At 41.7% G+C, this 25,917-nt stretch carries 30 protein-coding genes, 1 pseudogene and 1 riboswitch; of the genes and pseudogenes, 21 read left to right on the top strand and 10 right to left on the bottom strand.

Going from position 1 to position 25,917, the window contains the following annotated elements:
• The first annotated feature begins 93 nt into the window (after window positions 1–93).
• The 4 genes from NST59_RS14015 to NST59_RS14000 all read left to right on the top strand — a co-directional run bounded on the left by NST59_RS14015 (window position 94) and on the right by NST59_RS14000 (window position 1,762).
• Entirely contained in the window at window positions 94–531 is a 438-nt protein-coding gene (locus tag NST59_RS14015; protein ID WP_039180885.1) for a Dps family protein, read from the top strand.
• A 127-nt stretch (window positions 532–658) separates the two neighbouring features.
• On the top strand, window positions 659–850 hold the full coding sequence (locus NST59_RS14010) for a hypothetical protein (RefSeq protein WP_024424925.1): 192 nt from the start codon (window positions 659–661) through the stop codon (window positions 848–850).
• Between the two features lie 155 nt (window positions 851–1,005).
• On the top strand, window positions 1,006–1,410 hold the full coding sequence (locus NST59_RS14005; RefSeq protein ID WP_058838182.1) for a phage holin family protein: 405 nt from the start codon (window positions 1,006–1,008) through the stop codon (window positions 1,408–1,410).
• Window positions 1,411–1,453: 43 nt separating this feature from the next.
• Complete coding sequence (locus tag NST59_RS14000) at window positions 1,454–1,762, top strand: hypothetical protein (RefSeq protein ID WP_024425787.1); 309 nt, start codon at window positions 1,454–1,456, stop codon at window positions 1,760–1,762.
• 28 nt (window positions 1,763–1,790) lie between these two features.
• Here the strand turns inward: NST59_RS14000 and NST59_RS13995 are convergent, their stop codons facing one another.
• Entirely contained in the window at window positions 1,791–2,576 is a 786-nt protein-coding gene (locus NST59_RS13995) for an AIM24 family protein (RefSeq protein WP_039180879.1), read from the bottom strand.
• A gap of 22 nt (window positions 2,577–2,598) precedes the next feature.
• The gene (locus tag NST59_RS13990; protein ID WP_058838183.1) at window positions 2,599–3,210 is read right to left on the bottom strand and encodes a TerD family protein; all 612 of its coding nucleotides are present in this window, start codon (window positions 3,208–3,210) and stop codon (window positions 2,599–2,601) included.
• A 248-nt stretch (window positions 3,211–3,458) separates the two neighbouring features.
• Here NST59_RS13990 and ytkD point away from each other — a divergent pair, with 248 nt between their 5' ends.
• A complete protein-coding gene (ytkD, locus tag NST59_RS13985) occupies window positions 3,459–3,935 on the top strand; it encodes an RNA deprotection pyrophosphohydrolase (RefSeq protein ID WP_039180876.1) in 477 nt (158 codons plus the stop codon).
• Between the two features lie 32 nt (window positions 3,936–3,967).
• Here the strand turns inward: ytkD and NST59_RS13980 are convergent, their stop codons facing one another.
• The 3 genes from NST59_RS13980 to NST59_RS13970 are packed head-to-tail and all read right to left on the bottom strand — an operon-like array spanning window position 3,968 to window position 6,536.
• Window positions 3,968–4,714, bottom strand: a complete 747-nt coding sequence (locus tag NST59_RS13980; RefSeq protein WP_369810477.1) for an ABC transporter permease — start codon at window positions 4,712–4,714, stop codon at window positions 3,968–3,970.
• Window positions 4,715–4,748: 34 nt separating this feature from the next.
• On the bottom strand, window positions 4,749–5,519 hold the full coding sequence (locus NST59_RS13975) for an ABC transporter ATP-binding protein (protein WP_341040778.1): 771 nt from the start codon (window positions 5,517–5,519) through the stop codon (window positions 4,749–4,751).
• Between the two features lie 15 nt (window positions 5,520–5,534).
• On the bottom strand, window positions 5,535–6,536 hold the full coding sequence (locus NST59_RS13970; RefSeq protein ID WP_228280382.1) for an ABC transporter substrate-binding protein: 1,002 nt from the start codon (window positions 6,534–6,536) through the stop codon (window positions 5,535–5,537).
• Between the two features lie 174 nt (window positions 6,537–6,710).
• Here NST59_RS13970 and NST59_RS13965 point away from each other — a divergent pair, with 174 nt between their 5' ends.
• From NST59_RS13965 to NST59_RS13940, 6 genes are read left to right on the top strand one after another with little or no spacing between them, the layout of a single operon-like run.
• Window positions 6,711–7,439, top strand: a complete 729-nt coding sequence (locus NST59_RS13965; RefSeq protein WP_064497786.1) for a carotenoid biosynthesis protein — start codon at window positions 6,711–6,713, stop codon at window positions 7,437–7,439.
• A complete protein-coding gene (locus NST59_RS13960; protein WP_144516158.1) occupies window positions 7,408–8,154 on the top strand; it encodes a lysophospholipid acyltransferase family protein in 747 nt (248 codons plus the stop codon). The genes NST59_RS13965 and NST59_RS13960 overlap by 32 nt, the downstream gene beginning before the upstream one ends.
• Complete coding sequence (locus NST59_RS13955; RefSeq protein WP_144494645.1) at window positions 8,139–9,266, top strand: glycosyltransferase; 1,128 nt, start codon at window positions 8,139–8,141, stop codon at window positions 9,264–9,266. The genes NST59_RS13960 and NST59_RS13955 overlap by 16 nt, the downstream gene beginning before the upstream one ends.
• Window positions 9,263–10,744 carry a phytoene desaturase family protein gene (locus tag NST59_RS13950; protein WP_341040769.1) on the top strand — a complete coding sequence of 494 codons (1,482 nt, stop codon included), beginning with the start codon at window positions 9,263–9,265 and terminating at the stop codon, window positions 10,742–10,744. Before NST59_RS13955 ends, NST59_RS13950 begins: the two co-directional genes overlap by 4 nt.
• A gap of 26 nt (window positions 10,745–10,770) precedes the next feature.
• A complete protein-coding gene (locus tag NST59_RS13945) occupies window positions 10,771–11,565 on the top strand; it encodes an alpha/beta hydrolase family protein (RefSeq protein WP_064497790.1) in 795 nt (264 codons plus the stop codon).
• A 39-nt stretch (window positions 11,566–11,604) separates the two neighbouring features.
• Window positions 11,605–11,847 carry a DUF2584 domain-containing protein gene (locus NST59_RS13940; protein WP_025092385.1) on the top strand — a complete coding sequence of 81 codons (243 nt, stop codon included), beginning with the start codon at window positions 11,605–11,607 and terminating at the stop codon, window positions 11,845–11,847.
• 40 nt (window positions 11,848–11,887) lie between these two features.
• Here the strand turns inward: NST59_RS13940 and pckA are convergent, their stop codons facing one another.
• Window positions 11,888–13,474: a phosphoenolpyruvate carboxykinase (ATP) gene (gene pckA, locus NST59_RS13935; protein WP_039180849.1), complete on the bottom strand. Its 1,587-nt coding sequence runs from the start codon at window positions 13,472–13,474 to the stop codon at window positions 11,888–11,890.
• A 226-nt stretch (window positions 13,475–13,700) separates the two neighbouring features.
• A riboswitch (SAM riboswitch) is annotated at window positions 13,701–13,835 on the top strand.
• 195 nt (window positions 13,836–14,030) lie between these two features.
• Between pckA and metK the strand changes: the two genes are divergently transcribed.
• Together metK and asnB are read left to right on the top strand one after the other, a co-directional pair.
• Window positions 14,031–15,233: a methionine adenosyltransferase gene (gene metK / locus NST59_RS13930; RefSeq protein ID WP_039180847.1), complete on the top strand. Its 1,203-nt coding sequence runs from the start codon at window positions 14,031–14,033 to the stop codon at window positions 15,231–15,233.
• A gap of 148 nt (window positions 15,234–15,381) precedes the next feature.
• Window positions 15,382–17,280, top strand: coding sequence for an asparagine synthase (glutamine-hydrolyzing) (gene asnB / locus NST59_RS13925; protein ID WP_039180844.1), 1,899 nt, complete (start codon window positions 15,382–15,384; stop codon window positions 17,278–17,280).
• Window positions 17,281–17,422: 142 nt separating this feature from the next.
• Here the strand turns inward: asnB and NST59_RS13920 are convergent, their stop codons facing one another.
• Window positions 17,423–17,938, bottom strand: a complete 516-nt coding sequence (locus NST59_RS13920; protein WP_151284035.1) for a gamma carbonic anhydrase — start codon at window positions 17,936–17,938, stop codon at window positions 17,423–17,425.
• A 45-nt stretch (window positions 17,939–17,983) separates the two neighbouring features.
• On the opposite strand from NST59_RS13920, the gene NST59_RS13915 reads away from it, so the two are divergent.
• Window positions 17,984–18,763, top strand: coding sequence for an alpha/beta hydrolase (locus NST59_RS13915; RefSeq protein WP_024424906.1), 780 nt, complete (start codon window positions 17,984–17,986; stop codon window positions 18,761–18,763).
• Window positions 18,764–18,793: 30 nt separating this feature from the next.
• Window positions 18,794–19,873: a tetraprenyl-beta-curcumene synthase family protein gene (locus tag NST59_RS13910; protein ID WP_039180839.1), complete on the top strand. Its 1,080-nt coding sequence runs from the start codon at window positions 18,794–18,796 to the stop codon at window positions 19,871–19,873.
• 118 nt (window positions 19,874–19,991) lie between these two features.
• Here the strand turns inward: NST59_RS13910 and NST59_RS13905 are convergent, their stop codons facing one another.
• Together NST59_RS13905 and NST59_RS13900 are read right to left on the bottom strand one after the other, a co-directional pair.
• Window positions 19,992–20,558: a tRNA (mnm(5)s(2)U34)-methyltransferase gene (locus tag NST59_RS13905; RefSeq protein WP_039180837.1), complete on the bottom strand. Its 567-nt coding sequence runs from the start codon at window positions 20,556–20,558 to the stop codon at window positions 19,992–19,994.
• The gene (locus NST59_RS13900) at window positions 20,555–21,520 is read right to left on the bottom strand and encodes a TIGR01212 family radical SAM protein (RefSeq protein WP_017358356.1); all 966 of its coding nucleotides are present in this window, start codon (window positions 21,518–21,520) and stop codon (window positions 20,555–20,557) included. Before NST59_RS13900 ends, NST59_RS13905 begins: the two co-directional genes overlap by 4 nt.
• A 152-nt stretch (window positions 21,521–21,672) precedes the next feature.
• Between NST59_RS13900 and NST59_RS13895 the strand changes: the two genes are divergently transcribed.
• Together NST59_RS13895 and NST59_RS13890 are read left to right on the top strand one after the other, a co-directional pair.
• The gene (locus NST59_RS13895) at window positions 21,673–21,948 is read left to right on the top strand and encodes a YtzC family protein (RefSeq protein ID WP_039180834.1); all 276 of its coding nucleotides are present in this window, start codon (window positions 21,673–21,675) and stop codon (window positions 21,946–21,948) included.
• 152 nt (window positions 21,949–22,100) lie between these two features.
• Window positions 22,101–22,433 (top strand): hypothetical protein, encoded by a 333-nt coding sequence (locus NST59_RS13890; protein ID WP_039183270.1) that lies wholly within the window; start codon window positions 22,101–22,103, stop codon window positions 22,431–22,433.
• On the opposite strand, the pseudogene NST59_RS13885 reads toward NST59_RS13890, so the two are convergent.
• Window positions 22,430–23,279 (bottom strand): annotated as a pseudogene (locus tag NST59_RS13885) (IS1595 family transposase). The gene NST59_RS13890 and the pseudogene NST59_RS13885 overlap by 4 nt on opposite strands.
• Before the next feature lie 193 nt (window positions 23,280–23,472).
• Between NST59_RS13885 and NST59_RS13880 the strand changes: the two are divergent.
• The 4 genes from NST59_RS13880 to NST59_RS13865 are packed head-to-tail and all read left to right on the top strand — an operon-like array spanning window position 23,473 to window position 25,913.
• A complete protein-coding gene (locus tag NST59_RS13880) occupies window positions 23,473–23,652 on the top strand; it encodes a hypothetical protein (RefSeq protein WP_039180825.1) in 180 nt (59 codons plus the stop codon).
• A gap of 17 nt (window positions 23,653–23,669) precedes the next feature.
• Window positions 23,670–24,062 carry a GntR family transcriptional regulator gene (locus NST59_RS13875; protein ID WP_019743690.1) on the top strand — a complete coding sequence of 131 codons (393 nt, stop codon included), beginning with the start codon at window positions 23,670–23,672 and terminating at the stop codon, window positions 24,060–24,062.
• Window positions 24,055–24,933, top strand: coding sequence for an ATP-binding cassette domain-containing protein (locus tag NST59_RS13870; protein WP_039180822.1), 879 nt, complete (start codon window positions 24,055–24,057; stop codon window positions 24,931–24,933). The genes NST59_RS13875 and NST59_RS13870 overlap by 8 nt, the downstream gene beginning before the upstream one ends.
• On the top strand, window positions 24,927–25,913 hold the full coding sequence (locus NST59_RS13865) for an ABC transporter permease subunit (protein WP_058838197.1): 987 nt from the start codon (window positions 24,927–24,929) through the stop codon (window positions 25,911–25,913). The genes NST59_RS13870 and NST59_RS13865 overlap by 7 nt, the downstream gene beginning before the upstream one ends.
• The last annotated feature ends 4 nt before the right edge of the window (window positions 25,914–25,917 follow it).

Raw genomic sequence — 25,917 nt, 5'->3', positions numbered from 1 at the left:
TGCAGTCAAAATAGAAGAAATTGACGGCAGGTTTCAGTATAATAAGAAAAGGGTATTCTCATACTAAACGCAATTACATAAGGAGGAATAAACATGTCTGAAAATTTATTAAACGTTGTCAATAAACAAGTAGCTGATTGGACTGTGCTTTACGTGAAATTACATAACTATCATTGGTATGTAAAGGGGAAAGATTTCTTTACACTCCATGAGAAATTTGAGGAACTATATACAGAAACAGCTACATATATTGATGATTTGGCTGAGCGTATGCTTGCTTTAAATGGACAGCCTGTTGCGACAATGAAAGAGTGCTTAGAAATTTCCAGCATTCAAGAAGCAGAAGGCAAAGAATCAGCGGAGCAAATGGTGAAAAATCTATATGATGATTTCTCCAATATCGCTGAGGAATTAAAGAAAGGAATGGAGCTGGCTGCAGAGGTTGGCGATGAAACAACAGGTGATATGCTGCTTGCGATTCATCAATCCATTGAAAAACACAACTGGATGCTTAAAGCATATTTAGGATAATACACGTATAGGAAAAGAATGTCGGTCATATATCGATCGACATTCTTTTTTTATTGGAATCGGGACAGACAGCCCATTGAAATCATAGGGCTTTCAGCCGAAGAGAAAAGAGAAGGGAGGGGAGAAGATGTCTTCTATTGCAGGAATGATGAGTCAGCAAGTAGCGAGCATTCAAAAGACACTCAATATTAGTTTGTTGAATTCACAGCTTGCTACGAATACAGCACAAGCTATGGTGATGCTGGATCAAGTGCAGCAGCAGCCTCAAGCTGTTCAGCCAAAGGATTCAGATGCTTCATTTATTGATGTTAGAGTCTAAAAAAGAGAAGCCGCCTCATGGGGCGGCTTTTTTGGTCTCATTCGTATCCCTGCGTACATAACAGCGCCTTTATTTTTTGTCGTCCAAGCTATTGCGAAAATCCTGCATATACTATTGAGGTAAGGAGTTCCACTTTGAAAGGATGTTGATGCCAAGTGAGCAAGGATTTAGGCATCTTTTCGTTGGTTACAGTGAGTTTGTCGGCGATGGGCTTTCTGTTTGGTGGAGCAGGATATTTACTGATGATTTTAGTGACGTTGATGGCTATTGAATTAATTTGTTCAAGCCTAAGAGAATCTTTGACTGGACAGCTCACAATGAAGCGGTTTTTTACAAGGTTTGTTCGAAAGATCGTGACAGTCTCCTTAATATCGATGGCACATTTCTTTGATGTCATGCTGAAGACAAATGGGACGATTAAGGATTTAGCGCTCATCTTTTATATTATTTATGAATCTTACCAAATCGTCTCGACAGCCAGAGCCCTTGGAGTTCCCATTCCACAGTTGTTTATTGATGTATTGGACATGTTGAAAAATAAATTGCGCAAAAAGCCGTAATTTCCTCATATCTGGTCATACTAAAGGAAAAAGGATGATTCAGATGGCGAGACACACCTACTATGTATCCGTACAAGATGGATCGATATCGCAGCATAGAGACGCAGCGGCTTGGCAATTTCAAATAGAAGCAGATGATGATCAAATTTTGCAGCTGAGAGACTATTTCGATGAACAGTATATGACAGATTGGAAAGGCTTCTTTCGGGCACATGTTCCTTTTCTTGAATATCATTATGATAGTCCAAATGATGAAATGGATAGAAAAAGAAAAGAGATTTACACAATGATTTATGAGCTCGGCAATGAAGAGACAAGGAGCTTTATTGAGACAAATGGTTTGATGAATTGAAAAAGCATGTAGAGAATCTCTACATGCTTTATTTTCGCGGTTGTAAAATGCCTCCGATCAGATCAGTGATCCCGCCGCCTCTATTTTCTTGCTGTGAATTGGTGAATTCATGAGAGGAGCTTTGGCTCTGAGGCTTGTAGCGATTATCATCTAATCCAACCCGTAAGCCAGATGTGCGCTCAGATGGCTGGATAATGACGATTTGATCTTGTTCCTGGAACTCAAATAAATAGGATTCACCAGATGTTTGTCCAATGAAAGTTTTCCAGTTCACATCTAATTTGACCTTTGGTGCTTTGCCTGTCCAAGCGACAATTGCGTCAGGGTCTACGCGGCAGGGGGCTTTTAAAATGAGCGGATTTCCATTCGTTTTGATGGCGACCTGCGCTCCGTGCCCTTGATAAGAGAGTTTTGATGTAAACAGTCCTTTCTGCGATAAAATACCAACGCCTACTGGTGTGACACCGTAATGGCATTCCTCAGTAAAGGCAAGTAAATCTTCACTTTCTACACTTACGTGCTGCCAAGGACCGCTTGGCTCAAGATTAATCACTGTTACATGCTCGCTTGAATCAGCCAGATAGCAAGTACCTTGTCCACTCACTTCCATCATCTCAAGGTTTTCACCTGTGAATTTCCTGCTGATATGGTTAAATACTTGGCTGACCATATTTCCTTTATTCGTTCCAAGTAATCGCTTGCGGTATTGGAAACTTCCTTGATCGGCAATCATTGCGCCCTTTTTGGCAAAAAAGATTCCGCTGCCTTCTGCTTGTAAGGTAAGTTCTTCTATTGTGATGAAATGAAATCCCATGGGTGCCGGCTCCTTTCCTGCGTCAAGATGTGAATCCATAGATGCGGCATAAATCATGTAAATCTAGAGTAGTCCCTTGCCCGGTCGCAGTGATTTTCCATTCCTCCTGATCTCTCGTGAGTTCTGCGCATATAATGGATGTACAATACGAATAATCTTCTGTTAACTGAAAGGTACAAATCTCTTGCTGCGAGATTTGATCAGTAAGGCGCACATAGGCATTAGTGACTTGTCCAAAATGATGCTGGCGTTCGTGTGCATCATGTATTGTGGCTGTGACGACAATTTTATGAATATCAGGTGAGACTCTGCTTAATTGCATAATAATCATTTCATTGTCTCGATACCCTCCGCCAACTTGATGATCGCCAAGATGACGAACAGCTCCGTCTAAGCTTTGCTGCTGGTGATAATAGATCAGATGCTTAGGAGACAACAGTTTGTCCTCTTTATTTAAAAGAAACACTTGCGTATCTAAATCAATTGGCTGACCGGCCAGGTCCCAGCCAAGCCCGATATGAATTTGGTCGACCGCTGGATTGTCTTTTGTTAAATCTAACTTTTGCCCTTTCAGAAGGTGTTTCTTGATCACCTCATGGGGTGCGTCTTGTTTTGACCCATTTTTTATACTCATGCTGATTTCCTCCTCGTTGTCATAGGACAAACACTGATTCATTTACGTCATATAGGGATAAAAGGTTTCATGATTAAAATTGGGTGAAGTTGGAGATGATAAAAAGGTTTTAGCAACAATACCTCATTTTAGATACAGACGAGTTGGAACCACTCGTTTGTTTCACTTTTGATAAAAATTCTTCAGATAAATGTGATCTGTGGTATGATGTTTTACAAGAAGCAAGGACAGGATATGAGGGATTTCACATGCATGTATTTAAAGACTATTATCATAATACGGTCAAGCTCTCTTTTGAGGGGAAGCCTTTTTCAAGTCATCCTAAGCATGTTTGGGCCATCTGCCGCTACCAAGGGAAGTGGCTGCTCACTGAACATGAGGATCGGGGCTATGAGTTTCCAGGAGGGAAAGTTGAGCCGGATGAAGAAGCAGACCAAGCCGCTATACGGGAGATTCAAGAAGAGACGGGTGCTGTTGTTCGTGAATTAACGTATATTGGTCAATATCAGGTACTGGGCAGAGAAAAGGTCATTGTCAAGAATATTTATTTCGCTGATATTGAAAAGCTAGTGAAGCAAGACACGTATTTTGAAACGAAAGGACCCGTTCTTTTCGCAGACTTGCCAAGATCCATCGCAAAAAATAAGAATTTCAGTTTTATTATGAAAGATGATGTGTTAAGACAAAGTCTTGCTTATTTAGAAAAAAACGGTTTGATTCGTTAAAAAAAGCGCAGGGAGACATTCCCTGTGCTTTTTTATTTTTGAAGAAAACGGCGTTCGAGCCATTCCACAAGCTGGTACATGATAGTCGCAAACACGGCAATAATGAAAAGACTTAAGAACACGAGTGTAAAGTTGAAGACTTGAAAGCCGTAAATGATCATGTAGCCGAGCCCTTTTGAGGAAACAAGAAATTCCCCTACAATAACCCCAACCCAAGAAAGGCCGACATTGACTTTGATCGCAGAAATCATCGTTGGAATACTAGCTGGCAAAATGACCTCGCGAAAGACGACGCTTTTTTTCGCACCAAAGGTTTTCATCACCTTTAAATAATTCTCATCGACCTCTTGAAAGGCTGTATAAATGACGATCGTCGTAATGATCACACTAATGATTGCGCCCATGGCAACGATGCTGATCATGCCAGGCCCAAGGGCAACAATTAAAATCGGGGCGAGGGCAACTTTTGGCATGGCATTTAAAATGACTAAATAAGGATCAAGAACGTTTGCCAGGCGGGTGGACCACCATAAGGCGGCAGCAAGCAAAATACCGCAAAAGGTACCAAGTAGAAATCCGAGCACCGTTTCAAATAATGTAATACTCATATGATTCACTAAAGACCCATCGGATATTTTTTGTACAAACAATTGGCAGACCGCAGATGGTGAACTAAATATCAGTGGATCGATGAGACGAAAATGACTGGCAAGCTCCCAAAGCGAAAAGAAGCTGGCGAAAATAATGAACTGATAGATTCTGGTCATGCGTTTTTCCATTCGGTATTTTTTGCGATAGGCTTCATGTAAAAGATCACTGTGTTTCAACGGTTTTCAGCTCCTTCCAAATCGTTTGAAAGAGCTCTTGGAAACTCTGGGTCTGTCTTGCTTCAAAAGGAGAAAGAGTCCTCAGATCCTCTGGAACGGTAAAAATCCGCTGAATCGAGCCAGGATGCTTAGAGAATAAGAAAATGCGGTCACTCATCGCAATGGCTTCGCCAATGTCATGTGTCACAAGGACCGCTGTTTTTTGATAGTCTTTGAGTGTATGAAAGACGAGATCCTCTAATGTTAGTTTGGTTTGGTAGTCTAGAGCTGAAAAGGGTTCGTCTAGTAAAAGCAGACCGGGATTCACTGCAAGCGTTCGGGCGAGAGCCGCACGCTGCCTCATACCGCCTGACAGCTCTTTCGGGTATTTTTCCTCTACATCATGAAGGCCAAGCGTAGGCAGTAAGCCAAGAGCGGCGGAGGTGGCTTCATGTGAATCTTGTTTGGTAATTTTCAACCCGAGAATGATATTTTCCTTGATGGTTTTCCAAGGGAACAAATAATCCTGCTGGAGCATGTAGCCGATTTGATGCTCCTTTTGATTCGGTTCTTTTCCTTCGATTAAAATTCGGCCTTCAGAGGGTGGCGTTATTCCTGCAATGATAGACAGCAGGGTGGTTTTTCCGCACCCGCTGGGACCAATAAATGAAATAAATTCTCCTTGGTCTATCTCCATATTGATGTGCTGTATGGCCGTTGTTTTTTCTTTTAAAGAGAAGTACGTGTGGGTCACATGGTCAATTTGAAGGAAAGACATGTGCTACCTCCTATTCTATTTATGTTCTGTGACCTTCTTTGCAATGGATGAATCGACAAGTTGTTTGTACGGGATAAATTTCGGCAATTCATCGCTCTCCTTCATAATTTCCTGCAATTTGTTCCATTCCTCTTCATTCAGAAGGGGGTCTGTTGCATAGGATTCCTGCTGTTTGTAGCGTTTAATGGCTGTTGATAAGACATCAAGTGCTGTGTCAGGAAAATGAGATTGAATAGTTTTGGCAATCTCCTCCGGCTGCTTGGCTTCCACCCATTTCTGCGCTTTGTAAATGGCACGAGTGAAGGCTTCAGCTGTCTCTTTGTTTTCCTCTAAGTAACTTTTCTTTGCCATGAAGGTGGTATAAGGCACCTTTCCGGAAGCCTCTCCAAAGGAGGCGGTGATGTACCCTTTGCCTTCTTTTTCAATTAAGGATGCTGTCGGTTCGAATAACTGCACAAAATCGCCAGTTCCAGAGGAGAAAGCACCTGAAATGTTGGCAAAATCAATATTTTGAATCATACGGAGATCCTTTTTTACATCAATGCCTTCCTTTTTCAGGACATATTCACCGACCATTTGCGGCATGCCGCCTTTCCGCTGTCCAAGAAAGTCTTTTCCTTTTAATTGATCCCAAGAGAATTCGCTCACTTTCTCCCTTGAAACAAGAAATGTACCGTCTGTTTGTGTCAGCTGTGCAAAGTTGATGACAGAGTCTTTTGAGTCTTGAGCCTCTACATAGATAGAGGATTCAGAACCGGTCAGGGCAATATCTGTACCACCGGATAAGAGAGCTGTCATCGTTTTATCGCCGCCCCAAGTCGTTTTTAATTCAACCTCTAGCCCTTCTTCTTTGAAGAAGTCCTCAGATAAGGCAACATATAGCGGAGCATAAAAAACCGAATGGGTCACCTCGGCTACTTGTACGGTCTGCTCTTGTTCTTTTTTACAGGCGACAAATGGAATAAAGAGCAGGACAACGACGATGAATGCCAGTCTGACTTTGATGGAACGATTCAAGAGTAATTCGCCTCCTTTGTTCTAGATCACTAATTAAAGTATGTCAAAAGGGATTTTTGGTGAGTGCCTAGATGAAAATAAGAAGCGCATTGTTTATTTATAGAACGTGTCTTTTTTTTTATACTAGAAGCATGAATACTTTCTTGAATTTGGAAGAAATAAAGGGGCGGTTTCGTGTATAGAGTGAGTTGGGTATTTCTTGGGTGGTATTTGATAGGGCTCATATTAATGGTCTTTTTTGAGGTGCCAGCATGGCTTCAATTTGCAAATGGCATTTTCCTTGTGCTGTATGCCTGCTGTGTGATAGAGATTGGGCGAAATATTTATGAATCATGGGGAATGGTGATCAAACGGGCAGCCATTGTCGGCGTGCTGACATTTACGGTTGAATGGATTGGGATCACAACCGGGTTTCCTTTCGGGGCTTATGACTATTATCCGGCATTAGGTTTTCTAGTGGCAGGGGTGCCTTTAACCATTGCTTTTGCATGGGTTGGAGTATTTTTAAACAGTCTTTTTTTATCTAGTCAGCAGTCGAAGTGGAAACGAGCGATCGAAACGGGGATATGGATTGTCTTGCTTGACCTCATATTAGACCCAGTAGCAGCTGAACGGAAATTTTGGGTGTGGTATGACGGCGGTGGTTTTTATGGTATTCCTTTTGAGAATTTTGTGAGCTGGGGTATGATTGGAGCAGGACTTTCCTTTCTCTTCCCGCTTGTTCAGATTGATCAAAAGGCTCTGAGCTGGACGAGCCGTATTTATCAGGCAATGGTGTTCTTTTTTGGTGTGCTGGCATTAAAGGGCGGGCTCGAGGTTATTTTTTATTTAGCACTGATCATTGTTATTTTGTGTGAAGGAAGGGTTCAATTTGAAAGAAAGCAACAAAAGCCGATCGTTTAGACGTATATTTTCTCTTTATCTTGAGCGGTATTTACTTCATAAACATTTCCGCTGCGTGATGATGAAAGGTGCTGTGGACCCATACGAGAAGCTGCCTGTTCTTTATCTCGCCAATCATAGCTCATGGTGGGATGGACTCATCCTCTTTCTTTTAACAGAAAAAGCGTCCGAACTCGATCACTATATGATGATGGAAGAGAAGCAGCTGAAGCAATATGCCTTTTTTCGTAAGCTTGGTGCTTTTCCGGTTCAGAAAGAGAATCTGAAAAGTGTGAAGCAAGCATTAATGACGGCAAAAAAGAACATGCAGGCTGGCGGGGCTGTATGGCTTTTTCCACAGGGGAAAATCATGCATCAGGACATACGGCCGCTTGAATTAGAGGGCGGGGCTTCATTTTTAGTGAGACAATTTGAGCAAGTCGTGGTGAAGCCTGTGACCTTGCATTATACATTTAATCAATTTCAAAAGCCGACAGTATCTGCTTTGTTTGGGGAAGATACCTTAGTATCTGGCGGGGCACTTCGAAGCAAGGACGTGACGCATCTGCTCAGAGATCTGCTTGAAACGCAGTTAAACGCACATCAAGCACAGGTCATCGCAGATCCTGATTTTTCAAACAATCAAGAATTTAGACAGATGACAAGGACAAGTCAGTCAACAAGTGATGCGTTTGATTCCTTTAAAAAGTGGGTGAAAACATGGCGGTCTTCCTAACTGTGATCAGTGTACTCTTGCTCTGTCAGTTTATTTTCACCATATGGAATATGAGGCAGCTTCCTGTTTTAAAGCCAGCATCCTTTCCGCTGGGTGAACCGATTTCGTTATCAATTCTGATTCCAGCGCGAAATGAGGAAAATCGGATCGAAGCCTGTCTTCAGTCGATCGTTGATCAACGTCTTTACCCGAAAGAGCTCATCGTCCTTGATGATCACTCGACAGATCAGACAAGAGCGATGGTGGAACGCTTTGCAGAAAGATATCCGTGGATCCGTGTCCAGTCAGGTCAACCATTAAAGCGCGGCTGGCTTGGTAAATCATATGCCTGTTCTCAGCTCGCGGAAGCTGCTGCTTCTGACTGGCTGCTATTTTTAGATGCGGATGTCCGGTTAAAAAAAGGGGCAGTTGAATCAGTGTACAAGCAGTTATGCATGCAAAAAACGGGCATGCTGTCAGGTTTTCCAGAACAGAAAACAGGTACATTTTTTGAGCATCTTGTGGTTCCTATGATGATGTTTACCATTGGCTGTCATCTGCCAGTGAAATGGGTAAGAAAATCTAAGAACCCCGCTTTTGCCGCAGCACATGGCGGTTTTATTGCCATTGAAAAGAATTGTTATCACGACATTGGCGGGCATGCAGCGATCAAGGATTCACTAGTTGATGATATGGCCTTGGCTAGACGGGTGAAGGAAAAAGGCTTTCCGTTCACACTTGCAAGCATTCATCCATTTGTGTATATGAGAATGTATGAGAGTGGGCAGGAGGTTTGGGAAGGTTACCGGAAAAATTTATTCCCAGGTGTGAATCGAAGCATTGCTTTGTTAAGCAGTGTCTTTTGTTTATACACCCTCCTTTATTTGGTTCCTGTCATTTGTTTCATGATCGCATTGTTTCAGCTGGATGTTTTGAGCATATGCTTAGCGATCCTTTGCTATGGGCTGGGTGTGTCGATTAAAGCGGCAATAGATACTGAAAATGGTCGGACATCTGCGATGGCTTTTATATTGCCGATCAGTATATTAAGCTTGATCGCCATTGGCTTTGCTTCTATGAAAATCGGTCTGAAAAAAGAAGGGTATGAATGGAAAGGGAGAAGGTACGAATGAAAAAAGTGATCATCATCGGCGGCGGACTTGGCGGATTATCAGCCGCGATCCGTCTCCAATCACGCGGGGTTCAGGTCACCATTTTAGAAAAAGAAGCGGCTTTAGGCGGGAAATTGCAGCGCCATCAAGAGGAAGGCTACTCTTTTGATTTAGGACCGAGTACTATTACAATGAAGGCATATTTTGAAGAAGTGTTTACGGCCTGTCATAGACGGATGGAGGATTATGTGACCTTTTATCCGATTTCTCCGCTGACCAAAAATATTTTTTCAGATGGCCATACGGTCGAGTTTACGCCGAATATTGAGCAAATGGAGTCACAAATTGCTGCATTCAGTCCTGAAGATGCGAAGCAATACCGCGCATTTTTACAGGAATCAAAGACGCTTTTTCAAAAGGCAGAGGAGCAGTTTTTAAATCGTTTGTTATTGAGCTGGAAGGATAAGGCGGATTTAAAGCTGATGAAAGCACTTCTCGCTGTCAAACCGTTCACATCCGTTCAGCGCCTGCTGCGTCAATATTTCCGTCATCCCCATACATTGGCGATGTTTGGACGGTATGCCACTTATATCGGCTCTTCTCCCTACGAAGCGCCGGCTATTTTTAACATGATGGCATATTTAGAAGGGGAGAAAGGGATTTATGGAATACAAGGCGGTACGTATCGTTTAGTTGAGGCATTTGAGACACTGGCAAAAGAATTAGGCGTTCAGATTCACCTCAATGAACAAGTAAACAAGATTCATGTGAAGGGTCGGCGGATCAAAGGAGTGGAGACGGATCAGCAGATGTATGAGGCAGATCAAGTCATTGCAGGAGCAGATGCGCTGACTGTATACCGTCATCTTATAGATGAAAAAGACCGTCCTCGTTTTTTAAATCAAAAACTGGCTGGTATTGAACCGTCGTTGTCTGGCTTTGTTCTTTTATTAGGTGTACCTAAAGTCTATGAGCAGCTGGCTCATCACAATGTGTTTTTCCCTGAGGATTATGAGCAAGAATTCAAGGATATTTTTCAGAAAAAACAACTGCCTCAAGACCCGACGCTTTACATATGCTATTCGGGTCATTCAGAACCAGCTTTAAGCGGAGGACCGGAAAGAAGCAACCTGTTTGTACTGGCCAATGCACCTTATGTGACAAAAGAGCAAGATTGGGACATGCTAAAGGAGACATATCGTCAGCATGTAAAAAACAAATTAATGGACAAAGGTCTTTTTGGTTTGGATGAGCTGATCGAATATGAAGCGGTTCAAACCCCGCTCGATCTGCAGCAGAAAACGGGGGCATATCGTGGAGCCATTTATGGCATGTCTTCAAACTCGTTCAAACAGGCGTTCTTTCGCATCAATAATCAGTCAAAGGACATTGAAGGACTTTGGTTTGTTGGGGGAACAAGTCATCCAGGCGGCGGCACGCCAATGGTGACAAAATCAGGCCAGCTTGTCGCAGAAGCGATGCTGAAGCAATGGACGTAAACAGAGATGAAAAGGAGAGAAATCGAGTGATTGTGGAAAAAAGAAGGTTTCCGTCGCCCCATCCGCATATTCACTTATATACAGTGACCTATGAGGCAGATGGACTTCGGATGAAAGGGCTGCTCGCTGAGCCGGCCGGAGAAGGTCTCTACGACGGCTTTTTGTACTTACGAGGCGGCATTAAAAATGTGGGGATGGTCAGACCTGGCCGGATTGTGCAATTTGCCGCGCAGGGTTTTGTCGTCTTTGCTCCCTTTTACCGGGGAAACCAAGGAGGCGAAGGGAACGAAGATTTTGCCGGAGAAGATCGAAAAGATGCTTTTGCTGCCTTTCAGCTGTTAAAGCAGCACAAAAAAGTGAAGAAGGATCGCATTCATATCTTTGGTTTTTCGCGAGGCGGTATTATGGGCATCTGGACCGCTGTAGAAATGAAACAGGAGGCGGCTTCCTTTGTCACATGGGGAGGCGTCAGTGACATGAAACTTACTTATGAAGAGCGTGTGGATATGAGACGGATGATGAAGCGTGTGATTGGTGGTCCGCCGCATAAGGTGCCAGAGGCATATGAGAACAGAACCCCTTTAAATGATGTGGATAAAATTGAAGCACCTGTCCTGATCATCCACGGAGAAGAAGATCAAAATGTATCGATTGAGCATGCGTATTTGTTAGAAGATGCGCTGCGCCAGCACGGGAAGTCCGTGGAGACATGGTATTTCCACGGATACAACCACTACTTTCCGCCGCAGCATAATCGAGAAATTGTGAGAAGGCTGACCACATGGATGCACAGCCGAAAAAGCGGAAATGTGTTAAAATAAGCATTATAACGAAATATAGAAAGTAGGGGGATTTTCATTATGGGAATGCCTGTTGAATTTAATACAATGATTGTCACAAAGGGAAAAGAGACAAGAATTGAAGAAAATGTATTTGAACTCATGAAGGATGGATACCGCATTTATCCGTTAAATATTCCACTTGAGGTGCGCAAAACGAAAGACGGAGAAAAAACTGGGACAGCACATGTTGAAAAGCTGGAGCTGACAGACAATGTCACGAAGGTGACGTACCGTCTTGTGTCATTGCATTCAACAAACTAAAAAGCTGAGGGATTGAATCTCCTCAGCTTTTTTCATTTGGTTATACGAGTGGTCCGCCTTTGGCTTCAATGTCACTTGCCGCGTGGCTGAATTTTTGGAAGTTCTTTTTAAATTCATTGGCAAGGAAGTGTGCTTTTTCTTGATAAGCCTTTTGGTCATCCCATGTTTTAGCAGGTTGAAGCACTTCATCTGGTACACCAGGAATATGAAGCGGGATGTGTAATCCGAAGATGTCATCAGTAATCATTTCAGCATTGTCAAGGTCACCTTCAATCGCTGCCTGAACCATTGCTCTTGTATGAGCGAGATTCATTCGTTTGCCTGTGCCATAGCCTCCGCCAGTCCAGCCTGTATTCACAAGGAATACTTTAGCACCGTGCTCATCGATCTTTTTGCCGAGCATTTCAGCATAGACGTGAGCTGGAAGCGGGAGGAATGGTGAACCGAAGCACGTAGAGAATGTCGTTTCTGGTGATGTGACACCGCGCTCAGTTCCCGCTAATTTACTTGTGTACCCGCTCAAGAAATGGTACATTGCCTGTTCTTTTGTTAAACGGCTGATTGGAGGTAAGACGCCAAACGCATCAGCTGTTAAGAAGACAATGGCAGATGGATGTCCTGCGATACTTGGTTTCACGATGTTATCAATCATTTCGATTGGGTAAGCAGCGCGTGTATTTTCAGTAAAGAATGTATCATCGTAATCCGCTTCACGTGTTTCTTCATCAAGCACAACGTTTTCAAGAACTGATCCGAAGCTGATCGCTTTGTAGATCTGTGGTTCTTTTTCTTCACTTAAGTTCACACATTTCGCATAGCATCCGCCCTCGATATTAAAGACCCCTGTGCCAGACCAGCCGTGTTCATCGTCTCCGATCAGCTTGCGGCTTGCGCTTGCAGAAAGCGTCGTTTTCCCAGTACCTGAAAGTCCAAAGAATAAGGCTACATCGCCTTCTTGACCTACGTTTGCTGAGCAGTGCATGGATAAAATATCTTGCTCAGGAAGCAAGTAGTTCATCACAGAGAAAATGGACTTTTTCATTTCTCCTGCATATTCTGTTCCACCGATAAGAATCGTGCGTTTTTCAAAAGAAACGATGATAAACGTTTCAGAGTTTGTGCCATCTGTTGCAGGATCTGCTTTGAAGTGCGGTGCAGATAAGATGGTGAAAGGTTTTTCGTTTGAAGAAGGTGTTGACCCGTCAGGTCTGATAAATAGCTGCTTGGCAAAAAGATTGTGCCATGCGAATTCGTTTACAACTGTAATCGGCATACGATATCTTTCATCAGCGCCTGCAAACCCTTCAAAGACGAATAGTTCATCACGTTCTTTTAAGTATGACACAACCTTTGTATATAAACGGTCAAATGCTTCTTTGGAGATCGGCTGGTTGACTTGACCCCAATCGATTTTATGCTCAGAGCTTTCTTCTTTGACGATAAATTTATCTTTAGGTGAACGTCCTGTGTAGGCTCCAGTTGTCGCGCGGACAGCTCCTGTTGATGTTAAAACGCCTTCATTACGTGCCAAAATCTTTTCAACAAGTTTCGGAACAGATAAATTTTGGTGCGTATTTTCTAATGAGAGCAATGACTGCAAATCTTCTTTTAAATCCACTGAGTTCATAAAAAAACCCTTCCTTTACCGTTGAATTTGTTTGTTTCGATTAGTATAACACATTAATAATAATAGTCTATACTATTTAAAAATTTTTGTGTGTGTTTTTTCATTTCTGCTATGAAAATATGCTTTTTGGTGATGCTAATGATGAGGAGAAAAAAGAGGGAGATAATTCTTATGAAGCATTGACATGACGCAAGGGTTTAAGATAAGATATCTTATTGAACGGATACTCTTATCCCGAGTTGGTGGAGGGACAGGCCCGATGAAGCCCAGCAACCGGTTTCTTATGAAAAAGGCATGAACATGCTGAGAAACCAAGGTGCTAACCTGATGCAAGGTACAAGAACACCTTGAGCGATAAGAGTGAAAGGCATGCGATCTCAGACCCTTTCCTCGCAATGAAGGAAATGGTTTTTTTATTTTTGGGATATCATATGAACAAATTGCCAATAACATCTCTAATATAAACGTTATTAAATATAAGAGGGAACGAGTTCCGTATCATATTGGAGGCCTCATCTTGGGATGATGTGGTCTTGTACAGGAGGAAATAGCCATTATGAGTCAAAATCGTCGTTTATTTACTTCAGAATCAGTGACAGAAGGACATCCGGATAAAATCTGTGATCAAATTTCAGACAGCATTTTGGATGAAATTTTAAAGAAAGATCCAAATGCACGTGTTGCCTGTGAAACTTCTGTTACAACCGGTCTCGTATTAGTAAGCGGTGAAATTACAACGTCTACTTATGTCGATATTCCAAAGACGGTGCGTGACACAATTAAGGAAATTGGCTACACACGTGCGAAATATGGTTTTGATGCGGAAACATGTGCGGTCCTTACATCAATTGATGAACAGTCTGCTGATATTGCGCAAGGTGTTGACAAAGCGCTTGAAGCACGTGAAGGAACAATGACTGAAGAAGAAATTGATGCGATTGGTGCAGGTGACCAAGGATTGATGTTTGGTTTTGCCAACAACGAAACCGAAGAGCTCATGCCGCTGCCGATTTCCCTAGCGCATAAATTATCTCGCCGTTTAACAGAAGTACGTAAGAATGAGACACTTGCATACCTTCGTCCAGACGGAAAAACACAAGTCACAGTTGAATATGATGAGCAAAACAAACCAGTTCGTATTGACACAGTGGTTATTTCTACGCAGCATGCACCAGAAGTGACGCTTGAACAAATCCAAAGTGACTTAAAAGAGCATGTCATCAGCCCTGTCGTTCCAAGTGAACTGATTGATGAACAGACAAAATACTTTATTAACCCAACTGGCCGTTTCGTGATCGGTGGACCTCAAGGGGATGCTGGTTTAACTGGACGTAAAATCATCGTTGATACGTATGGCGGATATGCTCGTCATGGCGGCGGTGCTTTCTCAGGTAAGGATGCAACGAAGGTTGACCGTTCTGCGGCTTATGCTGCTCGTTACGTAGCGAAAAACATCGTAGCTGCCGGCCTTGCAGATTCTTGTGAAGTACAGCTTGCTTATGCAATTGGTGTTGCACAGCCTGTATCGATTTCAATTGATACATTCGGAACAGGAAAAGCTTCTGAAGAAAAATTAATTGAAGTGGTTCGTGCAAACTTTGATCTTCGTCCAGCTGGCATTATTAAAATGCTTGACCTGCGCCGTCCGATCTACAAACAAACAGCTGCATACGGACATTTCGGCCGTCACGACTTAGATCTTCCGTGGGAAAAAACGGATAAAGCCGAAACACTTCGTAAAGAAGCATTGGGACAATAACAACATAGAAAACCGCTTATTTTAAGCGGTTTTCCTTTTGATTAAAAAAAAATCTGCAAAAAGCGAAAAAATGTGAAACAAAATCGGACAAAATACTGTCTAATTATAGGTCTACTTTTAAGAAATAACATAACGTGGAGGCAATAATATGTGTGGGTTTGTTGGTGTATTTAATCACCGTCCATTGTCCGAAACTACTGAACAGGAAGAGCTAATTAAACAAATGAATCGTCTCATCGTTCATCGCGGTCCGGATGATGAGGGTTACTTTCATGATGAGCATGTAGGATTTGGATTTAGACGTTTAAGTATTATAGATGTTGAGCACGGAAAGCAGCCGCTTTCTTATGAAGATGAAAAGTACTGGATTATTTTCAACGGAGAAATTTATAACTATGTGGAGCTGAAGGAAGAGCTTGTGAAAAAAGGCTATTCATTCAGCACAGATTCAGATACGGAAGTACTTCTTGCCACATACCGTCATTATAAAGAAGAAGCGGCTTCAAAGCTTCGCGGCATGTTTGCATTTTTAATTTGGGATAAAGAAGCGCAATTATTATATGGCGCAAGAGATCCTTTTGGCATCAAACCGCTTTATTTTACACAAATGGATGAGCAAGTGTACTTTGCGTCTGAACGCAAAAGCTTGATGGCAGTGAACGAGAACATTTTATTTGATGAGACATCCTTACAGCAATACATGTCATTCCAGTTCGTACCTGAGCCAAATACACTTGATCAAAAGGTGCACAAAGTTGAGCCTGGTCATCAGTTTACTTTACGCCCAGGACAGGAGATTGAATTTAAGACTTACTGGAAAGTTCAATTCAAGCCTGAACAAACACAAGAACAAAAGCTGATTGAAGAAGTCCGCGATGCAATCTATGATTCTGTGAAAATTCACATGAGAAGTGATGTTCCTGTTGGTTCATTCCTATCAGGTGGTATCGATTCTTCTTTCATCGTATCTGTCGCAAAGGAATTTCATCCTGAGCTGAAGACGTTTTCTGTTGGTTTCCAGCAGGATGGCTTTAGTGAAGTTGATGTGGCGAAGGAAACGGCTGATAAGCTGGGCTTACAAAACTTCAGCGCTGTGATTTCTCCTGAGGAATATATGAATGAGCTTCCAAAAATTGTTTGGCATTTAGATGATCCTTTAGCTGATCCGGCGGCGATTCCATTGTACTTCGTGGCAAAGGAAGCGAAGAAACAAGTGACGGTTGTTCTTTCTGGTGAGGGAGCAGACGAGCTGTTCGGTGGATATAATATTTACCGTGAGCCGCTTTCTCTTAAACCATTTGAATCTGTTCCATCTATGCTGAAAAAGCTTCTTCTTCGTCTGGCGCGCTTAATGCCAGAAGGAATGAAAGGAAAAAGCTTTATCGTCCGCGGCTGTACACCATTAGAGGAGCGTTATATCGGTAATGCGAAAATCTTTGAAGAGCCAGTAAAGAAAAATCTCTTAAAGCAGTATGATCCGAACATTACATATCGTGATGTGACGAAGACATACTTCGAGGAAAGTGCAGGCTACAGTGATATTAACAAAATGCAATATGTTGATATTCATACGTGGATGCGCGGTGACATCTTATTGAAAGCAGATAAGATGACAATGGCGAATTCTCTTGAGCTTCGTGTTCCATTCCTTGATAAGGTCGTATTTGAAGCGGCTTCTAAAATTCCAGAAGAGCTGAAAACAAAAGATGGCACAACGAAATATTTATTGCGTAAAGCAGCAGAAGGCATTGTGCCTGATCACGTGTTAAACCGCAAGAAGCTGGGCTTCCCTGTTCCAATTCGTCATTGGCTGAAAAATGAGATGAACGCTTGGGCGAAAGACATCATTAAAAACAGTCAAACGGACGAATATATTAACAAAGCGTATGTGCTTGATTTATTAAATGAACATTGTGCTGGTAAGGCAGATCATAGCCGTAAGATTTGGACCGTTCTGATCTTTATGATTTGGCACAGCATTTATGTGGAGCGCAGTATTGATCCAGAGCAATTGAATCATCAACCAAAAGAAGTCATCTTCAGTTAATGAAAAAAGGTTTTCAGCTTTGTGCTGAAAACCTTTTTTGTCATGATAGAAAGCGGTGGAAAAGGGTAAAATAACAAGCGGTTCATAGTTATTGCTTAATATCCTGAAAAAAACATGATAAAGTGAAGATACACGTATGATGTTAACGAGATAAAAGGGAACGATAGTATTGTCCTTTTTCTACATATTCTCTGCGGATTCGGTCCATGTCTTGAATATCTTCATCTGTTAAGAGCCGAACGACTTTGGCTGGACGGCCAAAAGCGAGTGATCCTTTTGGGATGACCTTTCCTTGAGGGACAAGACTTCCTGCACCGATAAAGGCGCCTTCGCCGATCTCCGCACCATCGAGAATGATGGACCCCATGCCAATGAGGGCATTTTTTCGAATGATTGAGCTATGTAATGTGACTTGGTGTCCAATGGTAGCACCATCTTCAATAAGAAGTGTTTTTCCAGGACTTTGATGCAGGCACGATAAATCTTGAATGTTGACGTTCTTTCCAATTCTCACAGGTGCGACATCGCCTCTGATGACAGTTTGGAACCACACGCTCGAACATTCTCCAATTATGACATCACCGGTAATGGTGGCGTTATCTGCGACAAAGACCGATTCATGAATCTCAGGTGTAAACTGATGATATGGATAAATCACTTTTTCGACTTCCTTTCTTAATACAACATTTGTGGGGTGTTTACTTTGTGGACTTGGCATGCTGAAAGACCAGTTGGTACAATTGTGATAGTACATGGTGCGAGTGAATATCACGGCCGATATAAATGGTTAATTGAAATGTGGCGGAATGCAGGCTATCACGTCGTCATGGGTGACTTGCCTGGGCAAGGCACATCGACACGTGCGCGAGGCCACATTCGTTCGTTTCAAGAATACATTGATACAGTCGATGAATGGATCGAACATGCGAAATCATTCAGGCTTCCTACATTTTTACTTGGACACAGTATGGGTGGACTCATTTCAATTGAGTGGATGAAGCAGTATACCCATACGAAGTTGAATGGCCTTATTTTATCATCACCTTGTTTAGGTCTGCAATTTAAACCGAAGAAGCTGATGGATTTTGCGTCAAAAGGTCTAAATGTGCTGGCACCGTCTTTTAAAGTGGAGTCAGGGCTGTCGATTGAACTAGCGACACGAAATCAAGCGGTCATTGAGGCAGACTCGAATGATTCTCTTTACGTGACAAAGGTGTCGGTTCGCTGGTATCGAGAGCTGATCAAAAATATCGATGCGGCGATGCAGCCGACGAATGTCTTTAAATCGATCCCGCTCCTTTTAATGCAGGCGGGTGATGATAAGATCGTCGATAAAACAAGGGTGATCAAATGGTTCAATGGCATAGAATCAACCAATAAATCATACCGTGAATGGGAAGAGCTGTATCACGAAATTTTTAATGAACCGGAAAGAGAAGATGTATTTAAGGCGGCAAGAGCCTTTACCGATCAATATATTTGATTGCGAGCTTTAAGTTGGGGGTGGAGTGATTTGTCAGTACCAGAGCGTCCTTTTGCACTGATGACAAAGGTGTATAAAGATATTTTTCCGCTTGTTCATCAGGAGCTGAAAAAGTGGCGGGCTCATGCAGAAATGATTGAAAATGAAGAACTGAGAACGCAGGCACTAGCGAGCATATCTAGTAAAACGTTTCACTGTGAAGGCGGAGGTATTTTATCTCTTCTAGCAGGTGAAGAGAAAGAAACGTGTATTGAATTCATCGTGGCATATCAAACCATCAGTGATTACTTAGATAACCTATGTGACCGCAGCACGTCACTTGATCCAAAGGATTTTCATATGCTGCATCAAGCGATGAGAGATGCGCTTGATATTCATGCTGAGCTCAAGCCATACTATCAATTCCGTGAGGATCAAGAGGATCATGGATACTTACATGCGCTTGTCCGCACATGTCAAGACGTGCTTACGCGCGTTGAGCATTATCCAATCATTCAGCCATATTTACATACGCTGTGTGATTACTATAGTGATCTGCAAGTACATAAGCACGTTGTTCCTCATGAGCGAGTGCCAAGGCTAGAGTCGTGGTTCCGCCAATATGAAAAAGATTTGCCGAAGATGGAATGGTATGAGTTTTCAGCTTGTGCGGGATCAACGTTAGGGATATTCTGTCTTGTGGCGTATGCGCTGCAGCCCGATTTTACAGAAAAGCAGGCGAAGCAAATTTACGAAAGCTATTTCCCTTATATTCAAGGTCTGCACATATTACTCGATTATTTAATTGATCAAGAAGAGGACCGGCTTGGGGGAGATCTGAACTTTTGCTCATACTACGATTCTCATCATGAGATGATGGATAGACTACAGCATTTTATCGAAAAAGCGGATGAGCAGCTGAAAGGCATTCCGCATGAGAACTTTCACAAATTGATTAACAGAGGATTACTGGCGGTCTATTTGTCCGATGAAAAAGTGACAGCCCAAAAAGAGATGAACAAGCTGGCAAAAAGGCTGATCAAATCAAGCGGGAAAACATCGTTCTTTTTCTATATTAACGGAAGAGCCTATCGGACCTATCAGAAAATGCCTTGGATGAAATCATCATAAAAAAGCTCAAATCCATTAGATTTGAGCTTCAGCGTGTAGACAAACCATCGCGTTCGGTGTCAGGTCTGCAAAGGTTTTCTATCATGTTGAAAAGAAAAAAGCTAAAATGCACATCATTTTAGCTTTTTTCAATGGCGACCACAAAAGGCGGGTCGTTTTGAATATTCATGTATTGATATGATAAAACTTGTACTTCTTCATGAGACAGTGATCTGCAATAGTCGAGAAGCACTTCTTTTTCTCTTTTACCTTCGGGATGTCCATGGTAGATCACAAGGACGATCAGTCCTCCGGGTTTGAGCCATTCGAGGAGTTGTTTAATCGCTTCAATGGTTGTATGCGCCTGAGTGGTAACGGCTTTATCGCCTCCGGGCAGATACCCAAGGTTAAACACTGCACCAGATATATGTCCATAAACATCCTTCGGCAGATGATCCGCCAGTTTTTCATGTCCATCATGGATCAGGTGAACGTAAGGATATTGATCGCCAAGCCTTTTGCTTGTCTGCTGCAAGGCTTCCTCTTGCACGTCGAATGCAAACACTTGACCATCAGTTCCTACAAGGTCAGCTAAATAGAGTGTATCGTGGCCGTTTCCCATTGTTGCATCTATGACGATGTCGCCTTTTTGACACGCGCGTTCTAACAGCTCTTTACTAAAAGGAAGCATGCGTTTCAAAATCATTTTGCTGCTTCTTCCAATCTGACGAAACGTTTCCCTTGGTAGCTGTTACGTCTTTCAAGCTCAGCATTAATGGCATTTAGTACTTCCCACTTATTTACACTCCACATTGGACCAACCATTAATTCAATTGGGCCGTCTCCTGTAATACGATGAATAATCATTTCTGGCGGAAGAATCTCCAGCTGATCACAAACAAGCTGAACATATTCCTCCTGGCTTAAAAACTCAAGCTTTCCTTTTTCATATTGCTTGACCATTGGGGTCCCTTTTAAAAGGTGAAGCAAATGAATTTTAATTCCTTGCACATCTAAATCCGCAACAGCTTTTGCTGTTTCCATCATCATGTCCCGGTTTTCAAGAGGCAATCCGTTGATAATATGCGAGCAGACACGAATTCCGTGTTTTCTCAGCTTTTCTACACCTTCAACGTAGCATTCATAATCATGAGCACGGTTAATGAGCATCGCTGTCCGTTCGTGTACCGTTTGAAGACCGAGCTCTACCCATAGGTAAGTGCGTTCGTTTAATTCGGCTAAATACTCCACTACGTCATCCGGCAGACAGTCAGGTCTTGTTGCAATGGATAGACCTACGACACCATCCAGGTTCATGACGGTTTCATATTTTTCTTTTAGGACAGGAAGCGGCGCGTGTGTGTTTGTATACGCCTGAAAATACGCCATGTATTTTCCGTCTTTCCATTTTGTATGCATCCGGTCTTTGATCTCATTAAATTGAGTGATGAGATCATCAGCCCGGTTTCCTGCAAAATCACCAGAACCAGCGGCACTGCAAAATGTACAGCCGCCGTGGGCTACGGTACCATCACGGTTTGGGCAGTCAAAGCCGCCGTCTAAGGCTACTTTAAATACTTTATGACCAAAGTGTTCACGCAAATGGTAGTTCCATGTGTGATAACGTTTTTCGCTGTTTGAATATAAAAAAGGGTTATGCTGATCCAAGTCAGTAACCTCCTTGCGTAATAATAGGCATCCTTAAAGTTTAACAAAAATCACGAAGGAGGACAATTGAATCTGTCCAACATTTTCTTTAGTGAAAAAGCTTTACATGGGCAAAATAGGCGGGAGCGATGATGAAATGGAGGGAATGTAAGATGGCAACAAGGCAGTCGATCGATGAATTTATCCAAAAAAGTACTGAAACCCTTGAGTTTGCAAGTGAGCAATTTGATTTGAGCTCACGACAGGAACATTATAATGAGGAAGAATTTTCTAAAGCACAGCTCATGCTTGAGAATACGGTCAACGAATTAGAAAAATTAAAAGATGTCGCCAATGACCAGCAAAGAGAACGGTTAGACAGGGCGCGTGTTCAAATTCAGAGCTTGCAAAACCAAATGATATTAGGAATTTCTTACGATAATGTTTGATGAACAGATCCTTCTTAAAGGGTCTGTTTTATTTTTTGGATGTTTTCGCAAAGATTGTTGTTTTTGGATATATATTTGTAATTGGTTTTTACTCTGTTAAAATATGTTATATAAAGAAATTGCAAATATCTTTAATCAAGGGGGTAGAAAAAATGTTGGAGACCCTTCCTAATTGGTTTTGGGCATTATATTACTTGTTTTTCTTAGCAACATTTGGAACTGCAATATTCAGTGTTGTGAAAAATAAACATAGGGGATTGTCCATTCTAACCATTGTATTTACTGTTACAATTCCGATTATTAGCCTGATAAATAGCATTGGTAGAGTAGAAGGAATGAATGAATTTGAACACTTATTTAGTCAATTGCAACAGGGGGCAGTTTGGTCTATCTATACAGTTATAGGCTATATATTTTTATTAGTATGGTGGGTGCTAATCCTGTTCAAAAGCAAGTCCAAAAACCAAGTAATAGTATCTAATTAAAACCTTGTAGAGACCTTAATATTGGGGTCTTTTATTATTGCACTTCTCAACATCTCAACTGTACTATAATTAGATTTTTGACACGCTAAAACAAGCCTTTGCTCTACTCGTTTTTCAAATGCTAAATTCTTTTCCTTATCAAGCCATCGGAACCAGTAGAGGTAGTTGTCCAAATATTTTGTTGCAACTCCTTGAGAACGCTCCATCCACTTTTACAGGCGATTATGAAAAATTATTAACGTGTTAAATGTGGTAAATCCACTTCTTTACACGCTGTTTTTGACGCTCATTGACTGTTCATGTTGTAATCCTGTTATCTTTGCGAACTTTTTATAATTTGTTGCTGTTTCAGTGCATAGCAAAGCAGAAGGGTGAATATACTCACCCTTCTGCTTTAACACGATCTGTTCCTGCCTTGCAATTACACTTCCATTACGGTCTTGTGCTACGACAACAGCATTTTAAGGTTAGAAATACCTCTCTTTTCGTCCTTTTCTCCACGCTTTTTGGCTTTTCTATGGGTGATTTCTCGCCCCTTCATAGACTCACGAAAGAAAGTTTCATCACTTTCAACGATACCTTAAAGTTGATTAAATCCGAAACTGCCTGATGCGTTCAAGATTTTATGTCTCCAATAAAATGCGGCGGAAATGTGTATTTTAAGGCGTTCAGCAATTTTGGGTACAACCATAAACCAGAAGCAAATCTGGCTTCACGAATGCTTTTAAGTAGTTTTGTCATTTTATCTGGTTCGTCTGGAAACAAGTCTTGTTTCATTACGTTAAACAAGGCTAATTGCTCTGATTTGGTTAAATTGCTGAACTCTTCATAAACATTTTCCCACATACTTAAACGCCTCCCGAATGCCCACTGTAACAACCTTTTAACAGTATAATCAAGAGAGCAACAATCTTTACGAAAACAGCCTATTTTTTTCTAGAGTCTCTTGACTTTTCAATTAAGTGTCTATATTGTATTAAGTGTACTACATCAACTAATACACTACAGACACTTAAAAAGTGAAGAAAGGTGTTCAACCATGAAAAAAGAAAAAAAGCCAATCAATTTGAAGTGGATGGTGCTGGCTGTTGCGTTAGCATGTACATTTTTTTTCGTTCTCGTTTTCATTGGTTTTGAAGTTCAAAAAGATTTGATACCCAATTCGGTCCCTTTAATGCAAGGACATGAACAAGCGATAGGACTGCAAAAGCATGAATGAGGAAAGAGGGAGCCATCATGATCCAAATAGATCCAAGAAGCGCTGCGCCAATATATGAACAAATCATTGAGCAGCTCAAAATTTTATGTTTAAAAGGCGTGATGAAGCCAGGTGACAAACTGCCCTCTGTCAGAGAGCTCGCCACCATTATTATTGCCAACCCAAACACCGTCAGCAAAGCGTATAAAGAACTTGAACGGGAAGGGATTATTGAAACGCTAAGAGGCCGTGGTACGTATGTAACAGAAGGTGCTCAGTTAAAGCTGAATGAAGGGAAGGTGCTCGAGATGAAAGAACAGTTAAGACAACTCATCATAGAAGCTCATTATGCCGGTATTGATATTCATCAACTGAAGGAATGGCTAGAAGAGATCGGCTCAAGTCTTAAAGGAGGAAAACAAGTTGATTGAGGTCAGAAATGTATCAAAAACTTTAAATGGACGCCAAGTCCTCAGTGACGTTTCCTTCAAAATAGGAAAAGGTGAGATCTTCGGTCTGTTAGGGCGGAATGGCTCTGGAAAAACAACGCTTCTCCGATTGATACAGCAAATTCTTCTTCCGGATGAAGGAGAGATTTATTTCAAAGACGTGCTGGTGAAAGACCACCCGCTAGTCAAGCAAAATATTGTATATATGCCGGTCGTAAATCCTTACTTTGACAGGTACAATTATGGACAGCTTGTAAAGCTTTTAAAACAACTGTATCCAAAGTTTGACGTGACATATGCCAATGAGCTTGTGAACCGGTATGAGATCCCGGAAAAAGTGAAATATCGTGAATTGTCGACAGGATTAAAGAAACAGCTGTCGCTCATTTTAAGCTTTGCGATCAAACCAGCGGTCATTTTATTGGATGAGCCGACTGATGGAATCGACGCTGTGACAAGAAATGATGTGCTTCAGCTCATGATCGACGAAGTGGCAGAACGTGAAACATCGATTCTCATTACATCTCACCGTTTAGAAGACATTGAGCGTATGTGTAATCGAATCGGATTTTTAGAAGGAAATGAACTCACAAGTGTCATGGATTTAGATGAATTAAAGGATGACTATGTCAAAATCCAAATGGCCTTTGAAGAAGATATGAACTTAAGTATTCGTAAAAATGGCGTTGCGATTTTGGATCAAGCGGGCGTTTTCTATACAGCGCTTGTTCTTAAAACCGACGTGGAGGCTAAAGAGTACTTGAAGTCACTAAAGCCAAAAGTATGGCATGAACTGCCTGTGAATTTAGAAGAAGTATTCATTGCGAAGTTTGGAGGGAAACGCAGATGGTAAAGCGGCAATTATTATATAAGGAGTGGAAGCAGTCTGAGCTGACATTCATTTTAGTGATGCTCGTTGCTACGCTTGCGACACCCTTCGCATTCTTAATGGAATATTCTTCTTTTCAAACGTGTCTAAACGATACAGAGTGTATTGTCGATTCACCGCGTTTTTCATATTTCTTTAATACAGATGCTTTCCTCTCCCTTTCTTGGTTAATGGGGCTCTTCTTTGCTGTCATTCAGCTGGGATTTGAGAGAAATAAAGGGCACATGGACTTTACCTTATCTTTACCGTTTAGCAGAAGTGCAATTTATCACACAAAGTTTTTCTTAGGTGCTGGAATCATTGCAGTCGTTCATGCCGTTTCTTTTATTCTTACCTATTTACTTATTTTAGGACTTAATCCGTTGGAAACATCTGGTTTTCATAACGGTTATGTCATTTCGCTTGTCACCTCCTTGATGTTTTATAGTTTATTTTTTGCAGCGGGTACTTTAACTGGAAGTTCCATTTCACAAGCAATTGTTGGGTTTAGCACAGCTACTTTACCCTTTTTAGTGATCGGATTACCGCTTCTTCATTTAGATATTATCATCAAGACAAGTGGTAGTTGGGTAGATAAGAGCTTCACGTATTTGTTAGTGCCTATGTCTCCAATTACTTATATTACAACGCACCCTTTCCAACCCGATTATCCTTATTGGTTCACGGGTGAAGAATTCATTATACCTATTGTCATGATGGTTCTGTTCTATCTAATTGGCTTAATTAGCTTTATAAAACATCCAATTGAAAGAAATGGCCGCTTCTTCCTTTACTCAAATATGGATAGACCGATTCAGATTATGGTCATTGTCTTCGGTGTTCTAGGGTTTGGGTGGTTTGGATTTGCTTCAGATAATTCCATATTTGGTTATATTGCTGGCATGCTCATCGGTGGAGCTGTGGGCGCACTAACGAGTTATTTCTTAATCTATCGAAAAAGATAAACAG

Origin of the sequence: Bacillus sp. FSL R5-0439, from assembly GCF_038008805.1 — a bacterium.
Lineage (GTDB): Bacteria > Bacillota > Bacilli > Bacillales > Bacillaceae > Bacillus > Bacillus safensis.
This window is presented reverse-complemented; position numbering and strand designations above follow the sequence as displayed.

Bases quoted from the DNA above. Each gene is read 5' to 3' on its own strand.
- NST59_RS14010 (WP_024424925.1), top strand. From the start codon at position 659: ATGTCTTCTATTGCAGGAATGATGAGTCAGCAAGTAGCGAGCATTCAA.
- NST59_RS13905 (WP_039180837.1), bottom strand. From the start codon at position 20,558: ATGATTTTGAAACGCATGCTTCCTTTTAGTAAAGAGCTGTTAGAACGC.
- NST59_RS13875 (WP_019743690.1), top strand. From the start codon at position 23,670: ATGATCCAAATAGATCCAAGAAGCGCTGCGCCAATATATGAACAAATC.
- asnB (WP_039180844.1), top strand. From the start codon at position 15,382: ATGTGTGGGTTTGTTGGTGTATTTAATCACCGTCCATTGTCCGAAACT.
- ytkD (WP_039180876.1), top strand. From the start codon at position 3,459: ATGCATGTATTTAAAGACTATTATCATAATACGGTCAAGCTCTCTTTT.
- NST59_RS13955 (WP_144494645.1), top strand. From the start codon at position 8,139: ATGGCGGTCTTCCTAACTGTGATCAGTGTACTCTTGCTCTGTCAGTTT.
- NST59_RS13995 (WP_039180879.1), bottom strand. From the start codon at position 2,576: ATGGGATTTCATTTCATCACAATAGAAGAACTTACCTTACAAGCAGAA.
- NST59_RS13975 (WP_341040778.1), bottom strand. From the start codon at position 5,519: ATGTCTTTCCTTCAAATTGACCATGTGACCCACACGTACTTCTCTTTA.
- pckA (WP_039180849.1), bottom strand. From the start codon at position 13,474: ATGAACTCAGTGGATTTAAAAGAAGATTTGCAGTCATTGCTCTCATTA.
- NST59_RS13950 (WP_341040769.1), top strand. From the start codon at position 9,263: ATGAAAAAAGTGATCATCATCGGCGGCGGACTTGGCGGATTATCAGCC.
- NST59_RS14015 (WP_039180885.1), top strand. From the start codon at position 94: ATGTCTGAAAATTTATTAAACGTTGTCAATAAACAAGTAGCTGATTGG.
- NST59_RS13990 (WP_058838183.1), bottom strand. From the start codon at position 3,210: ATGAGTATAAAAAATGGGTCAAAACAAGACGCACCCCATGAGGTGATC.
- NST59_RS14000 (WP_024425787.1), top strand. From the start codon at position 1,454: ATGGCGAGACACACCTACTATGTATCCGTACAAGATGGATCGATATCG.
- NST59_RS13895 (WP_039180834.1), top strand. From the start codon at position 21,673: ATGGCAACAAGGCAGTCGATCGATGAATTTATCCAAAAAAGTACTGAA.
- NST59_RS13890 (WP_039183270.1), top strand. From the start codon at position 22,101: ATGTTGGAGACCCTTCCTAATTGGTTTTGGGCATTATATTACTTGTTT.
- NST59_RS13880 (WP_039180825.1), top strand. From the start codon at position 23,473: ATGAAAAAAGAAAAAAAGCCAATCAATTTGAAGTGGATGGTGCTGGCT.
- metK (WP_039180847.1), top strand. From the start codon at position 14,031: ATGAGTCAAAATCGTCGTTTATTTACTTCAGAATCAGTGACAGAAGGA.
- NST59_RS13940 (WP_025092385.1), top strand. From the start codon at position 11,605: ATGGGAATGCCTGTTGAATTTAATACAATGATTGTCACAAAGGGAAAA.
- NST59_RS13865 (WP_058838197.1), top strand. From the start codon at position 24,927: ATGGTAAAGCGGCAATTATTATATAAGGAGTGGAAGCAGTCTGAGCTG.
- NST59_RS13980 (WP_369810477.1), bottom strand. From the start codon at position 4,714: ATGGAAAAACGCATGACCAGAATCTATCAGTTCATTATTTTCGCCAGC.